Genomic DNA, 14,463 nt, shown 5'->3' with positions numbered 1-14,463 from the left:
CGGCGGCGTCGTGCGGCTCGTCGGGTTCCGCGACGAACAGGATGGCAGCTCGCGCATCACCTCGCGCATCCAGGCGACGATCGAGTATGATTTCGTGCGCTGATCAGATTTTGCGGATCAACGCGCGCGCTTCCTCGCCATAGCCTTTCGCCGGATTGATCCGGCCGTCGCCGAGCGATGCGAAACCCCAATAGTTCCAGAAGGCATGGGCATCGCCGACCGCGATCAGGGCGATAGTGTCAAAAGCCACCACGGCGTGCTTCCTCCACGACAATCTCCACCGCGCGGTTCGCCATGCCGTGCCCGCGCGCTGCCTCGCCGACCGCGAGGTCGTGAAGATAATAGCAGTCGAGCGGTTCGGGCAGCCGCTTCAGCGGCACATCGAGTGCCGGCGGCGTGTCGAGCCGCCCTGGATGTGAGATCAGGTAGCCGCCAATCCTGCCGTCGCCGATGTCCAGAACATGACATCCTGCCGGATAGAGGCGGAAACAGGCGGCGAAGACCGATGAGTTCTCGGGATAATCGAGGTGAACCGCCTCTGCGAGGTTCGTCACTCGATCGAGATCCGCATCGGTCATCGCACGCCAGTCCATCAGGGCGTCTCTTGTGGCACCATCTTGTCGACCGTCTCCGATACGTTCGGCGGCGATGCAGAGCGCGAGTGAAGGTCGAGACCGGAATAGCGGCCCACCGACAGCCAGAACATTACGGCCAGCGCAGCAATGGTAACACCCAGTGCGAGATAACGCACCCAGACGGGCGAACGCCCACCCGGATGGAGATGCTTTTCCTCGATATCGCGCTTGCGGGTGATCGACGCCGAGTAGAAAACGATTGTGGAGATCACGAAGATCAGTGACCACCGCACTTGCTCTCCATCGGAGCCAGCCAGCGCCACCATGCAATAGGCCGCCCCCGCGAGCCCCGTGATCACGAAGAAGGTGTACTGCGCGTGGGGCATCTTGCGATAGCCGAGCACCTTTATGGCGATCATCGAGTAAATATAAGGCAGCAATGTCATGATGACCGCAATCGACGCGATCTTGCCGAACTGCTCGCTTGCGGTCGGCGACATGGTGGCGAGCACCTGAATGCTCATGATCGTCGCCACGATGACAAGGCCCAGCGAGGGGACGCCGCGCTTGTTGACCCGCGCGAAGATGCCAGGGAACAGCCCGTCATCCGCCGCGGCTTTTGCCGACTGGCCGACGAGCAAGGTCCAGCCCGCCAGCGACCCGAGACAACCGACTGCGGCGCAGAGCGCGACTACACTGCCAGAAAAATCGCCCAGCGCGAGCCGCGCGGCATCCGCGAAGGGCGCTGATGAAACCAGCAATTCCTTGTTTGGGATCATGCCCATGATGACCGACGAGCTGAGTATATAGGCGACCGATGCCAGCACCACCCCGCCGACCGTAGCAATCGGGACATTGCGCGAGGGATTCTCGACGACGCCGGCCGAGACGGACGCGCTTTCGACGCCGATAAATGCCCAGAGTGTGAAGGTGAGCGTGGCCATTACCGCGCTTGTGTCGCTCTTGCCAGAGACGTTCCACGCCGATTCATAGATGTCGGCGCTGAACCAGAACCAGCCGAACAGCGCCATCCCGAAGATCGGGACCAGCGCGAACACGGTCGTGAAGCTCTGGAGCCGACCGACCAGCTTGGGGCCGAGGATATTGGCGTAGGTGAAGAACCAGATGACTGCGATGGCGGCGAATGCCATCACCACCGGGACTTTCAGCACCGGAAAGAAATGCGAAAGATAGCCAAGGCCAGCGACCGCGAGCGCGACGTTGCCAATGACGTTCGCGAGCCAGTAAATGAGGTTTGTCTGATACCCCATATAATCGCCGAACGCCTTTCGCGTATAGGCGTAAGGGCCGCCCGCCGCGGGATCGATCGCCGCCAGCTTGGCGAAGACGAGCGCCAGCGCGACCGCGCCAACAATCGTGAAGATCCATCCGATCAGCGCGATGCTTCCGATCGCCGAAAGATTGGCGGGCAGCATGAATACGCCCGATCCCATCATGTTGCCTGCCACCATTAATGTGGCGGCAACCACCCCGATCTTGTTGCCGCCCCCGCTTGCGGGCGCAGCCGCTGCTTCTTCAGCCATTTCGCTTCCCCTTCAATGCTTGACGACCAACACGTGATAGACGCCATCCTCATTCTCGACCCCGTGTGTATCGTGCCCAAAGCCGGGGAAGCGCAGGTCGTAGCTTTCGAGCGCCTTGAGATAACCGATCAGTGCCCCGCCTTTGGGACCGGCATTTTCGCCCGGCATCATCAGCGGGATGCCCGGGGGATAGGGGACGATCCCTGTCGCCAGCGTGCGGCCCGCGACCTGATCAAGCGCAACCTTCTCGATATTGCCGCGGACCAGCTGCTCATAGGCGGCGACAGGGCTCATGTCGGGCTTGGGGAGGATGCCGAACGCCTCGGACATCATCCGCGTCGTCTTGAGGTCGCCCATCGCGGCGAACATCAGGTCGGCAAGCTGGCGCAGTCCCATGCCCGCGTAACGATCGGGATGATCGGCGACGAGGCTGGGGATCGCGCGATCGAGCGGGCAGTTCGCGTCATAATCCTTGCGGAAATCGAGCAGCGCGTTGACCAGCGTTCCCCATTTACCCTTGGTGACGCCTAGCGAGAACAGGAAGAGGATCGTGAAGTCGGTGGTTTTCTCGGCGACTATACCGCGCGCCGCCAGATAGGCGGTAACGATGCTCGCGGGAATGCCGACCGCGCGCAGATCGCCCGTCGGGTCCATTCCGGGGGTCAGGATCGACACCTTGATCGGATCGAGCATGCAATAACCAGGCTCGATATTCCCGAAGCCGTGCCATTCGGCGTTGGGCTCGAGGTACCAGCACGACGGCTCGGTCGCCAGATGTTCCGGATCGGCTTCGTGGAAGGCGACGGTGCGTCCGCGCGCGTCTGGAACCTTGGCTGGCTGCCACAGGTCGAAGAACCAGCTATTGTCCTCCGCCATCTGAGCCGACAGTCGCGCCACCATCTGGCGAAACGCAATCGCCTCGCGGATCGATGTGCCGGTCAGTTTTTCGCCCGACGAATCCATCATCGCCGCCGACACATCGTTGGACGCGATGATCGGATAACAGGGCGAGGTCGATGCGTGCATCATGAACGCTTCGTTGAAGCGGGCATGGTCGATCGGGTTGCGGCCGTCGCGAACATGGATCATCGACGCCTGCGACAGCGCCGCGAGCAGCTTGTGCGTCGAATGGGTTGTGAAGACGGTAGGCTTCGACCGATCGCGCGTCGCCGGTTCACCGTGCATTCCGAAGCGTTCGCGATAAATCGGGTTGAAGCGCGCATAGGCGTACCAGGCTTCGTCGAAATGGAGCCGGTCGACGCTTTCGCCCATCAGTTCCTCGACGCGCGCGACATTGTAGCAAAGCCCGTCATAGGTCGAATTGGTGATGACCGCGTGGACCGGCCTGGCATCGGGACCGATCGGCACCAGTGGATTCTCGCTGACCAGCAGGCGCAGCGCGGCGGGGGTCAGTCGCTCGGGCGGGATCGGTCCGATGATCCCCAGCGCGTTGCGCGTCGGCATCAGGTAACACGGGATCGCGCCCGACAGCGTCATCGCATGTTCGACAGACTTGTGGCAGTTGCGGTCGCACAGCGCGACCTGGTCACGTGTCACGCTCGCCATCAATATGACGCGGTTCGATGTCGACGAACCATTGGTGACATAATAGCTCCGGTCCGATCCAAAGACCTTCGCGGCATAGCGTTCGCCCGCGCCGATCGCCCCGCTATGGTCCAGCAGCGAGCCGAGTTCGCCGACCGAAATCGACAGGTCTGACCGGAACAGGCTTTCCCCGAAAAACTCGAAGAAGGCCCGTCCGACGGGCGAGGTCAGAAAAGCGGTGCCGCCAGTATGTCCCGGGGTGTGCCAAGAATATTCATAGGTCCGCGCGAACTCGACGAGACCGGCGAACATCGGTGGCAGAACTGTCGAGCGATAGCGTTGCAGCGCCGCGAAGACGCGCCCGCCGATGAAGTCGGCAGTGTCCTCGAGCAGCCAGATAAAATCGTCGGCCTTGGTCATCGCGTCGGCCGGGATCGTTGAGGCCACGCTGCGGTTGGCGAGCAGGAAGATTGGCACGTCGGCGTTGAAATCGCGCATCGCGTCCAGGATCGTGCGCGCCGCCTGATGCTCGTCGCCTTTGCTCAGATCCCAGTCGAGTAGCAAGCATTGGATCGAGGGATCGGTCGAAACGATCGCAAGCGCGTCGTCGACGGCCGAAGAAAGCACGACTTCGATCTCGCGCCGTTCCAGTTCATCGACCAGCGCCGCCATCGCGCGTCCCGCAGCTGATTCTTCGCCAAAATTCTCGCGGACCAACAATGCCCGCATCGCCAACCTCAGGCTCGATTGTGAAGACATGCTGCGCTTCCTTTCTGCTTTGGGACCGGAAAATGGAAAACGGAAAAGCGTGGGGCGCTTAGCGCGCCTTCTCCGATGATTGGGTAGGGCGCGGGTCGTGCGCTTGCGATGAATGAAAATGACACAGCGCCGTGGGCATCCCACGTGCGAATCGATTCGGATTCGAATAATCCGAAAGAAGGCTTCTGGCGTTCATGGGCTCCCATTCAAGAACTTCATGATTAAGCAGTTGCGCGACTATCGCCCGAACTGATCACAGTTTTAATACATTGTCATGTCATTCTCAGAATACTGCATCGTCCGCCGCGCTGCTGGCGGACTTCTGGAAGCAGGCCAGAATGACCATCATGACACCTTCCGTCGCAATATGCGACGATATGACGCGCCTGCCGCGCTCGTTACGGCAAAGGGGGTTCGATCTCACGGGAGAATGTGGCCCGAAGGGCCGGATGGGGCAGCACACCGTACTCTGAAAATGGTTTGCGCCGCTCATTGCCTGTCGGCATCGTCTCCCCGCAAGCGGCGGGAAGGGAGCTACACCGCGTTCGTCAGGCGTACAAATTCCTCGACGCTGAGCGTTTCGGCGCGTCTCGTCGGATCGATGCCCGCGCGCTCAAGCAAGGCCTCGCCGCCCAGGCTTTTCACGCTCTGCCGCAACATCTTTCGGCGCTGGCCGAACGCGGCTTCGGTGACGCGGCCGAGTTTCTTCACGTCAGTGGGCAGGGGTGTCGCGCGCGGCTCCAGATGCACCACCGAAGAGGTGACCTTGGGCGGCGGCGTGAAGGCCTGGGGCGGCACGTCGAAGGCGATCCTGGCTTGCGTGCGCCAGCCGGCCAGCACGCCAAGCCTGCCATAGGCATCGCTGCCAGGCGCGGCGACGATGCGCTGGGCCACCTCACGTTGGAACATCAGCGTCATCGAGGCGTAGAAGGGCGGCCAGTCCATAACAGTCAGCCAGCGGACGAGCAATTCCGTGCCGATATTGTAGGGCAGGTTGGCCACAATCCTCACCGTGCCATCATCTCCGCCTGCTGCCGCGGCGAGGACGGCGAAGTCGGTCTTCAGCGCGTCGCCTGAAATCACCTCCAGCCGACCGGGATAGTGAGCGGAGACTTCGGCCAGTGCCGCCAGGCAGCGCTCGTCGCGCTCAATGGCGACAACCCGACGGGCGCCGTTGGAAAGCAGCGCTCTTGTCAGGCCGCCAGGCCCCGGACCAACCTCGATCACCGCGGTGCTTGTCAGGTCGCCGGCGCTGCGTGCGATCTTGCCCGTCAAATTGAGATCGAGCAGGAAATTCTGGCCGAGCGCCTTTTTCGCCTGCAGCCCATGGCGCTCGATGACATCGCGCAGCGGCGGCAGCCCGTCGATGCTCATGCGTTCGGACCGGAAACGGGAGCGCTCATGCGGCCGCGGCCTTGTTGTCGATGTCGGCGAGCCGTCTGGCGAGCTTCAACGCGGCGATCAGGCTATCGGGCCGTGCAATGCCCTTGCCGGCGATGTCGAAGGCCGTGCCATGGTCGGGCGACGTGCGGATAAAGGGCAGGCCGAGCGTGACGTTGACCGCCTCGTCGAAAGCCAACGCCTTGGCCGGGATCAAGGCCTGATCATGATACATGCACAGCGCGACATCATAGCCCGCCCGCGCCCGGGCATGGAACAGCGTGTCGGCCGGTAGAGGCCCGAAAGCATCGATGCCCTCGGCGCGCAGGATGTCGACCGCCGGGCGCACCACACGTTCGTCTTCCTGGCCCATGGAGCCGCCTTCGCCAGCATGCGGATTGAGGCCGGCAATGGCAAGCCTCGGCCTGGCGATGCCGAAGCGGCTGGCGAGGTCTGTGGCGGTGATGCGCGCGGTCGCCACGATCAATTCGGTGGTCAGGGACTTCGGCACCTCGGCCAGCGCGATGTGGATGGTGACGGGAACGGTGCGCAGATCAGGGCCTGCCAGCATCATGACCGGCGTCACCTCGACACCACCGTGCCGGGCCGCCAGATGCGCCAGATATTCGGTATGGCCGGGAAAGCGGAAGCCGGCATCGTAGAGCGGCTTCTTGGCGATAGGGCAGGTGACCATGGCAGCGGCGTCGCCAGCGAGGCAGGCGGCGACCGCGCGGTCGATCGCCTCGATGGTGCCGGCCGCATTGGCCGGATTCGGCCTGCCGGGGCTGTCGATGAACCGGGCGGCCAGTGAAACGATCGGCAGGCTATCGACGAAAACTTGCGCCGTTTGCGCCGGCGTTGTCTCGACGATCGGCACCGACACGCCGAGGTGGCTTGCCCGCGATGCGATCAGCGCCGGATCAGCCAAGAGATAGAAGGCAGGCAAGCCGACTGCCTCGCGCGCCAGGAAGGCGGTGATAGCGATTTCGGGGCCGATGCCGGACGGATCGCCAACGCTAAGCGCCAGCGCGTTCATCGCGCTGCTCACGTCAGCGCTTGACGATGCGGGCTTTCGCCTTCAGCTCGTCTACATATTTCTTGCTGAGATCGTCGGCCGCCTTGTCGTTGGAGCCTTCGCTCTGGAACACCATCTGGGCAGTCTTGTCGTCGGACACTTCGCGCGACGAGCAGATGCCGATGAACTCGACGCCGCGCTCGGTTTCGCGCGTGACAGTGGCGCCGCCAACCTTGGTGGCCTTGATCTGCTCGGCCCAGTCCGGCGGCAGTTGCGGCGCCAGCACCCGGCCCAGATCGCGAACGGTGACGTCGATCAGGCCCTTGGCGAACTCGCGCGTCGTGTTGCAGCCGTTGAAGCGGGCGCGCATGGCGTCAGCCTCGCGCTTGCGCTTGGCCAGCGTCGCGCTGCGTTCGGCGGCCGGCACGACGAAGATGACCTGCTGCAGCATGTACTCGGTGGCGCTTGGCTTGGCCCCACCCTTGTCGAGCATGCGCCTGACCGCGTCCTGCTCGGTCACGCTGCCGCCTTCTCCGGAACGGTAGCGCGCGCTCAAGGCCTGGTTCCAGGCCATCTGGGCGCGGATGAACTCCTTGAAGTGTTCCTTGGTGACTCCGGATTTTTCCATGACGCCGTCGAGCTGGCTGAGTTGCATCTTGTTGCCGGAAGCAAAGCGCTGATAGGCTGCCTCGACCTGCGCGTCGCTGATGCGGATGCCAAGCCGCCTGGCCTCGGCAAGACGCAGCGTCTGATCGATCATTTCCTGGGCGGCGTCGCCCCCCTTCTTGTGCTGCAGTTTCAGGAAGGCGGCACGATGCGCGATATCGCCTGACGTGATTGGTATGTCGTTGACGACGTATTTGATCTCGCTGGCGAAGGCCGGGGGCGTCATGACGGTCATCGACACGGATGTCGCCGCCACAAGCAGCGCGAACCCTGCTGAAAAGAGGTATTTCCTCATCATTAGCATCCCAATTCTATCCCGGTTCCGCCCAATTTCGTCCTCTTCCGGGTGCGCGAATCCGTGCCAGCCCTATGCGGCGAAACGATGTCGCCGGCTACTGGATGGTGTCGATCGCACTGGTCGACGAGCCGAAGTCGCCGAGGGTGCGGAACGACAGATTGAAGCCGATGCTCTGTGTCACTTCCCTGGTGTTCAGGTCACGCGACTGCGAGTACGTCATCAGATAGGTGAAGCAGGAATCGTTGTAGGCGAAGCCGATCCCATCCTTGACCAACAGGCTTTCCTGCAGGTCGTAGGTTCCTGTCCCGAAAACGCGCCAGTTCTCGGCAAGGTGGGTGGACGCACCCAGCGTCACCTCATGACGGTCGGTCGTGAAGCCATAGAGCGGCTGGGCCTGGATGAAGGCGTATTTGGCACTCAACGACACCGGCAGGCCTGAATAGGCGGCCTTCACCTCGGCGCGGCGAACCTCGAAGCTCTGCTCGTCGAAGCGACCGCTGATGGAAGCCGCGAATCCGTTCGGGCTGTTGATGCCGAACAGGCCGACATAGTCGGACTTGGTGTCCTGAAGGCCCGAATAGGCGCCGACATTGACCAGATCCGGCGCCGCGAAGGAGTTGTCCCCGCCAATCTGGTAGGACTGGCCGAAAATCGCATTGGTACCCCAGCCGTTGATATAGGAGCCGGAATAGCGGAAGCCGACATTGGCGCGCGAACCGCCTTCCACGCGGTCGTAACCGGAGAACTTGTCGCGTTCGAAGAGCGTGGTTGCATCGAACACCATGCTCTGGGCGTCTTCATTCGGGACGGCGAGGCCGCCGACATACTGTTCGTTCGGACGCAGGAATACCTGCGCCATCGGCTCGATGACATGGCTCGACCCGCTGGCCATCGAAAACAGCATCGGCCAACGCATTTCGAGGCCCGCTGTTGCCATGTAACGGGCAAACGACGAACGCATGTTGTCCTGCTGGCCCAAATTCGTCGCCATCTGGTTGACGGCGGCGAGCGATCCAGACGACGCGTTGAGGTAGTCCACATCGCCCTGCAGCGCCAGCAACGGAGTCAGCACCAAGCCGTCGTCGGTGATGAATGACCGCTTCCATTCCGCTTCGGCCGTGAGACGGCTGGACTCGCCTGCGATGCCGCGTACGCGCTGCACCGGCGTGCCGGCATTGTATGGCGTCTCGAAAGCCTCATCGAGATCATCGCGGCGGATCACCCGCGTATTGACGTTCATCGACAACTGACCGCCCGCGATGGACGCATCGGGGATATATGCATAATCCAGCGAGGGCAGCACCCAGGGCTGCTGGCCGCTGCGTGCCGCCGGATTGCCGTTGAGCGTATTTTCCTGGACCTCGAAATGCATGGCACGCACGTCGAAATAGTTACGGCCATTGAGACCGGTCAGGTAGACCGACGACTGATGGACGGCGGCATTGTACTTGTCGATGTTGTAGGTGTTGGAGAAGTTCTTGTCTGTCTGCAGCAGCACGTCCCAGCCGAAATTCCAGCGTTCGTTGATCGCGAACTGTCCCTGCGTGCCCATCATGCCGCGGAACTTGTTCGGGTCGCCCGCGGCGCCGGAATCGACGTTGCGGCCAGCGCTGTCGATGAAGGCGTCGGGATCCTGCTGCTGGATGCCGGCCATCTTCAAACTGTATTGGCCATTGTTGAAGCGCTGCCGCCACTCGGCCTCTCCGAGGAAGCCCTGCTTGGTGTAGCCGCTTCCCGACACCGTCAGGTCATAGGTCGGCGAAAGTGCGAAATAGTAGGGAACCTTGACGCTGTATCCCAGGTGGCTGTTGTAGCTGATGCTGGGGATCAGGAAACCGCTCTTGCGCTTCACCGTCGGGTCGGCGATCTCGAAAGCCGGCAGGTAGGCGAGCGGAAAGCCGAAGAACTCGAAATTCGCATTCTCGAAGCGAACCGTCTTCTTTTCGCCGTTCCAGATGATCTTCCTGGCCTTCACGCGCCAGGTAGGCGCTTTGTCGGGCTTGTCCTCGCACGGCTCGCAGGCGGTGTAGACACCATTGTGGAAGGTGGTCAGCACGCCGCCCATGCGCTCGGCGCTTTCGGCGGCGAAATAGGCCTTGTCTACGGTTTCGACGCGAAGCGCATTGACGAAGCCGTCGGCGAAATCGTCGGTGATATCGATATGCTGCGAATTGATCTTGGTGCCGTCGCTGTTGACGATTTCGACATTGCCGCTGGCAACCATCCGCTTGGTGTTGCGGTTGTATACGACCTTCTGGGCGACGAGGCGGTTGCCGCCATAGTCGATCTGGACCCCGCCGATAGCGGTCACGGTCTGGTTGTCGTTGTTGTACTCGAGCGTATCGGCCGCGAGCAGCATCTGCGAGCCGGACGGAACCTTGGTCGCCACATCGCCGACGTCCTGCGCGAACGCAGGCAATGGAACGCCGCAGGCAAGCAGGCACGCCAAGGCGCTCGCCGCATAGAGGCGCGCCAACCTGGCCTGCCTGTTGCTGGGCAAAAACGCCTCCCTCACTAGCCGTCTTCCTTGTATAGCAGGAAAGTCACCCCGAAGAACATAGCTACCACAACTGGCACCCAGGCGGCTATGGCAGTCGGCACGAACCCCGCCACGCCGAATGCCTTCACCAGCACAGAAACGACATAAAGCAGAAACCCGGCAACGACGCCACCCAGAATCATCGTTGCCGATTGTCCCATCCTCGCAAATCGCATTGAAACTGTTGCCGCAATCAGCGTCATGGCGACGAGGAGGAACGGCAACGCCACCAGCGAATCAAACTGCATGGCAAAGGCATTTGCCTTGAGGCCGAAGGAACGGGCAACCTCGATTTTTCCGGGCAGGTCGTAGAATGGAATGGTCTCCGGGCGCGCCAGCCGCTCCTGCACGAATTCCGGCTTCAGATTGGTCGGCACACGATCGCTCGCGGCGGGCTGGATGGTGCCGTTCTTGAAGGTCTTTACGTCCTGCAAGTCCCAATAACCGTCCCGCAGGTAGGCACGCGCGGCATCCTTGCGCTCGACGATATTGCCTTGCTGGTCGAGGACGAAAAAGACGGCGTCGGCCATCTCCAGACCCTGGTTGAGGATGGCCCGCGCACCGATGATGGTGTCACCAGAGCCGGTTTTCTGACGAATCCAGGGAGCGGCATCGGCCGAAACCGTGTTCGATTTGCCGGAGCGCAACTGGGTCTCGATCTGCTCGGACAAGGAGAAGGCGTGCGCGGCCAGCGGATTGATGAGCCCGACCGACACGAAGCCGAACAGCAATGCTCCGATGCAGCATGGCAAAAGGAATTGCCAGGCGGAAACGCCGGCGGAACGCGCGATGACCAGCTCGTAGCGGCGGTTGAGGGACACCAGCGTTGCCATCGCCGAGAACAGGCCGACAAACGGCACCGTCTGCAGCATGATCATCGGCATCCGAAGGCCCGAAATGGCCACGGCCGTTCCATAGGTGAAGCCGGGCAGGCCGGTGGTGCGGCCGGACAGTTCTGTGAAATCGATCAGGAACACCAGCGCCAGCAGGCCCAGGAAGAACCAGATCGTGATCGTCACGTAACGGAAGAAGAAGTAACGGCCCAGTGTCCAGCCCATCAGCCGACCCCCTGACCTGAGGTGCCGCGCCGCGACCAACGCAGCTTGAGGGCGTTCCAGCCGTCACCGAAGCGGCTGGCCAGGTTCGTCATCCAGTCCGCCCAGGCCACCGGCAGTTCCATGGTGCGGTTCGACACGATGAACCAGATGGCAACGGCGGAAGCCACGATCGGCACGCCATAGACCATATAGGCGTATTGCGGGATCTCATCCGCCTTGCTGGCGGCGAAGAAGCCCAGCCAGCGCACGAACAGGGATATGGCGATCGCCGTGATCAAGGGATTGACGCGCGCCTCGCGATGCGAGCGCGCGTCACCGGCGACCGCGAGCGCGATCAGCGCGAACACCATGGAATAGGTCCATTCCGAAAATCGCTGGTCGATCTCGGCCCTGTATTCCTGCGGTCTCTGCTGGAAATTCTTGTCGTTGGGGCTTGGATTGAGCAGGTACTGGGTTGTCTGGTCCTTCGGCAGCAGCGTCACCTCGGAGGCCGCCGCCATGAACGCCGACATGTCGAAGGCATAGGAGGTGAACCGAATGACGCTGAGGTCGCCGGTCAGCGTTTTGCGGTGGATGACGCCGTCATTCATCATCAGCACCTTCTCGCCGCCGCGTTCGACGATGCTGCCCGTCTTGGCATAATAGACGAGATTGACGCCTTCCTCACGCGAATCGGCGACGAAGATGCCGCCCAGCCGATTGTCCGGAAGCCGCTCGCCAATCTGCAGGAACAGGCCGTCCTCGATCTTGCGGAAGGTGCCTTCCTGGATGATCAGCGACAACAGGTCGGCGCGCGATTGCGCCACCAGGGCGCGGTTCTTCTGCCTTGCATAGGGGTCGATGCCATTGTCGACGGCAAAGGAAAAAACGCTGGCCGCAAGCGCGAGAAGCATGATTGGCCGCACGATCGTCCAGCGCGAGGCGCCTGCCGCGTTGACGACAGCGAGTTCGGAATCCGAATTCATGACACTGAGTGTCTGGGCAACCGCTACCACCAGCGCGAAAGGCACGACGATCGGTATGATCGAGGGAAGAATGAGGGCGGCGACCTCGAAGAAGGTCAGCGACGACTGGCCACTGTCGGTGACAAGGTCGATCTTGGCCAGCACCTGCGTGGTCCACACGATGGCCAGCGTCCAGACCAGCGCTGCCAGGAAGACCACGAAAGCGCGGCGCATGATGTAGCGTTCAACGACCTTCATGAAGGCTTTACTCGATTTTCTCGAACGGCATCATGCCACCACGCTCAGGGTAGCTGTCCGGCGACGACCGCACAACTGGCTCCGATGGGCTCGATCAGGCAGGCGATCCGGTTCCCTTCCCACGTCGCGTGCCGCAGTGGACCGGAGTGTCGGAGGGAATGGATAAGAAAGGGCGAACATCGATGGTTAACAACATGTTGCGGCATGAAGCGGGGCCGTGCCGCGACGAATCGCCATCGATTCCGTGTGTCATATGGGTAGCCATTTTGGCAAAGTCTTGCCAAATGCCGGAAAACGACCAAATGTCGCGGATCGCTTCAAACCGCTTCGCGCATCATCGCGCAATCCCCGAAAGCAGGACATGATGAATCCGAGACCGTCGATCGCCTTTGCAAAATTTGCCGCGCCCCAGACGGCGGCGGGCAGGAAGGGCACGGTCTTCGTGCTGTCGGCGGATGACGGCAGCCTGAGCGACGCCGCCTCGGCGTACGATCCCGGCAAGACGCTGGAACGGGCTTTCCCGGTGGCCGAGTTCACGGGCAAGTTCGCCGGCGTCGTCGAGGTTCTGGCGCCGCAGGCAACGTCGCTCGACAGGCTGGTCGCGATCGGCGCCGGCAAGGCGTCGGGGCTCGACGAATATGCCTGGCTGAAACTGGGCGGCACCATTGCAGCCTCGTTGCGCAAGGCAACCGACGTTGCCGTCGTGATCGACCTTGCCGGCGCCTCGCCTGACGGCAAGGACGCGGCCAACCTTGCGGCTGGTCTCCTCCTGCGCGGCTATTCCTTCGACAAGTACAAGACCAGGAAGGACAAGGATGACGCAAAGGCCGATCCGAAGAAGTCGGTCAAGATAACCATCCACACTGCTGACCCGGCAGGCGCCAGGAAGGCTTTCGCGGATGCCGAGGCGGTGGTCGACGGCGTGCTTCTGGCGCGCGACCTTGTCAACGAACCGGCAAATATTCTGGGACCGGTCGAGTTCGCTGCCCGGGCCAAGGAGCTCGAGGCGCTCGGCGTCAAGGTCGAGATCCTGACCGAGAAGGAGATGAAGAAGCTCGGCATGGGCTCGCTGCTCGGCGTTGCGCAAGGCTCGCCGCGCGGCGCGCGCATGGCGATCATGCAGTGGAACGGCGGCAAAGCCAAGGACAGCCCGATCGCCTTCGTCGGCAAGGGTGTCACCTTCGACACCGGCGGCAATTCGATGAAGCCGGCGTCGGGCATGGAGGACATGAAGGGCGACATGGGCGGCGCTGCCGCGGTAGCCGGGCTCATGCACGCGCTGGCCGCTCGCAAGGCGAAAGCCAATGTCGTCGGCATCATCGGTCTTGTCGAGAACGCCGTCGACGGCCATGCCCAGCGCCCTGGCGACATTGTCACCTCCATGTCGGGCCAGACCATCGAGGTGCTCAACACCGACGCCGAGGGGCGTCTCGTGCTGGCCGATGCGCTGTGGTACTGCAACGACCGCTTCCAGCCGAAATTCATGGTCAATCTGGCTACGCTGACCGGCGCCATCATGGTCGCGCTCGGCCTGCATTATGCCGGCCTGTTTTCCAACAATGACGAATTGGCGGAGAGGCTGGCGGGGGCGGGGCAGGCGACTCAGGAGCGGCTGTGGCGCATGCCGCTCGGGGTCGAATACGACAAGCTGATCGATTCCAAGAACGCCGACATGAAAAACATCGGCGGCCGCTATGGCGGCGCCATCATCGCCGCGCAGTTCCTGCAGCGCTTCGTCAAGGATACGCCCTGGGCGCATCTCGACATTGCCGGCACCGCCATGGGCGCGCCATCGAGCGAGATCAACCAGTCCTGGGGTTCAGGCTTCGGCGTGCGCCTGCTCGACCGGCTGGTGCGCGATCATTACGAAAGCTGACCTCGA

11 protein-coding genes are annotated in these 14,463 nt (G+C 62.3%); 1 reads left to right on the top strand and 10 read right to left on the bottom strand.

Translation table 11 applies throughout. From position 1 onward, the window contains the following. Positions 1 to 103 precede the first annotated feature (103 nt). From EB815_RS33455 to lptF, 10 genes are all read right to left on the bottom strand, one after another. Complete coding sequence (locus tag EB815_RS33455) at positions 104 to 250, bottom strand: hypothetical protein (protein WP_196772369.1); 147 nt, start codon at positions 248 to 250, stop codon at positions 104 to 106. Beyond that, the gene (locus EB815_RS26555; RefSeq protein WP_196772370.1) at positions 240 to 593 is read right to left on the bottom strand and encodes a GNAT family N-acetyltransferase; all 354 of its coding nucleotides are present in this window, start codon (positions 591 to 593) and stop codon (positions 240 to 242) included. The genes EB815_RS33455 and EB815_RS26555 overlap by 11 nt, the downstream gene beginning before the upstream one ends. Next, positions 593 to 2,119, bottom strand: coding sequence for an arginine/agmatine antiporter (gene adiC, locus EB815_RS26550; RefSeq protein WP_056563232.1), 1,527 nt, complete (start codon positions 2,117 to 2,119; stop codon positions 593 to 595). The genes EB815_RS26555 and adiC overlap by 1 nt, the downstream gene beginning before the upstream one ends. Before the next feature lie 12 nt (positions 2,120 to 2,131). Next, positions 2,132 to 4,423, bottom strand: coding sequence for an Orn/Lys/Arg decarboxylase N-terminal domain-containing protein (locus EB815_RS26545; protein WP_065004971.1), 2,292 nt, complete (start codon positions 4,421 to 4,423; stop codon positions 2,132 to 2,134). A gap of 534 nt (positions 4,424 to 4,957) precedes the next feature. Then, positions 4,958 to 5,797 carry a 16S rRNA (adenine(1518)-N(6)/adenine(1519)-N(6))-dimethyltransferase RsmA gene (gene rsmA / locus EB815_RS26540; protein WP_056563226.1) on the bottom strand — a complete coding sequence of 280 codons (840 nt, stop codon included), beginning with the start codon at positions 5,795 to 5,797 and terminating at the stop codon, positions 4,958 to 4,960. Positions 5,798 to 5,822: 25 nt separating this feature from the next. Further along, a complete protein-coding gene (gene pdxA / locus EB815_RS26535; RefSeq protein WP_171883366.1) occupies positions 5,823 to 6,839 on the bottom strand; it encodes a 4-hydroxythreonine-4-phosphate dehydrogenase PdxA in 1,017 nt (338 codons plus the stop codon). Between the two features lie 13 nt (positions 6,840 to 6,852). Continuing rightward, the gene (locus tag EB815_RS26530) at positions 6,853 to 7,788 is read right to left on the bottom strand and encodes a peptidylprolyl isomerase (protein ID WP_056563219.1); all 936 of its coding nucleotides are present in this window, start codon (positions 7,786 to 7,788) and stop codon (positions 6,853 to 6,855) included. Between the two features lie 88 nt (positions 7,789 to 7,876). Beyond that, complete coding sequence (locus EB815_RS26525) at positions 7,877 to 10,297, bottom strand: LPS-assembly protein LptD (protein WP_056563217.1); 2,421 nt, start codon at positions 10,295 to 10,297, stop codon at positions 7,877 to 7,879. After that, positions 10,297 to 11,382 (bottom strand): LPS export ABC transporter permease LptG, encoded by a 1,086-nt coding sequence (gene lptG / locus EB815_RS26520; RefSeq protein WP_171883365.1) that lies wholly within the window; start codon positions 11,380 to 11,382, stop codon positions 10,297 to 10,299. The genes EB815_RS26525 and lptG overlap by 1 nt, the downstream gene beginning before the upstream one ends. Further along, entirely contained in the window at positions 11,379 to 12,581 is a 1,203-nt protein-coding gene (lptF, locus tag EB815_RS26515) for an LPS export ABC transporter permease LptF (RefSeq protein ID WP_056563211.1), read from the bottom strand. The genes lptG and lptF overlap by 4 nt, the downstream gene beginning before the upstream one ends. A 364-nt stretch (positions 12,582 to 12,945) precedes the next feature. On the opposite strand from lptF, the gene EB815_RS26510 reads away from it, so the two are divergent. Then, a complete protein-coding gene (locus EB815_RS26510) occupies positions 12,946 to 14,457 on the top strand; it encodes a leucyl aminopeptidase (protein ID WP_056565542.1) in 1,512 nt (503 codons plus the stop codon). Positions 14,458 to 14,463 lie beyond the last annotated feature (6 nt).

Origin of the sequence: Mesorhizobium loti, assembly GCF_013170705.1 — a bacterium.
In the GTDB taxonomy this organism is placed as follows: domain Bacteria; phylum Pseudomonadota; class Alphaproteobacteria; order Rhizobiales; family Rhizobiaceae; genus Mesorhizobium; species Mesorhizobium loti_D.
This window is presented reverse-complemented; position numbering and strand designations above follow the sequence as displayed.

What these genes read in the sequence shown, in the direction of transcription:
- EB815_RS26545 (WP_065004971.1), bottom strand. Translation starts at nt 4,423, where the DNA reads ATGTCTTCACAATCGAGCCTGAGGTTGGCGATGCGGGCATTGTTGGTC.
- adiC (WP_056563232.1), bottom strand. Translation starts at nt 2,119, where the DNA reads ATGGCTGAAGAAGCAGCGGCTGCGCCCGCAAGCGGGGGCGGCAACAAG.
- EB815_RS26530 (WP_056563219.1), bottom strand. Translation starts at nt 7,788, where the DNA reads ATGCTAATGATGAGGAAATACCTCTTTTCAGCAGGGTTCGCGCTGCTT.
- lptF (WP_056563211.1), bottom strand. Translation starts at nt 12,581, where the DNA reads ATGAAGGTCGTTGAACGCTACATCATGCGCCGCGCTTTCGTGGTCTTC.
- EB815_RS26510 (WP_056565542.1), top strand. Translation starts at nt 12,946, where the DNA reads ATGAATCCGAGACCGTCGATCGCCTTTGCAAAATTTGCCGCGCCCCAG.
- EB815_RS26555 (WP_196772370.1), bottom strand. Translation starts at nt 593, where the DNA reads ATGGACTGGCGTGCGATGACCGATGCGGATCTCGATCGAGTGACGAAC.
- rsmA (WP_056563226.1), bottom strand. Translation starts at nt 5,797, where the DNA reads ATGAGCATCGACGGGCTGCCGCCGCTGCGCGATGTCATCGAGCGCCAT.
- pdxA (WP_171883366.1), bottom strand. Translation starts at nt 6,839, where the DNA reads ATGAACGCGCTGGCGCTTAGCGTTGGCGATCCGTCCGGCATCGGCCCC.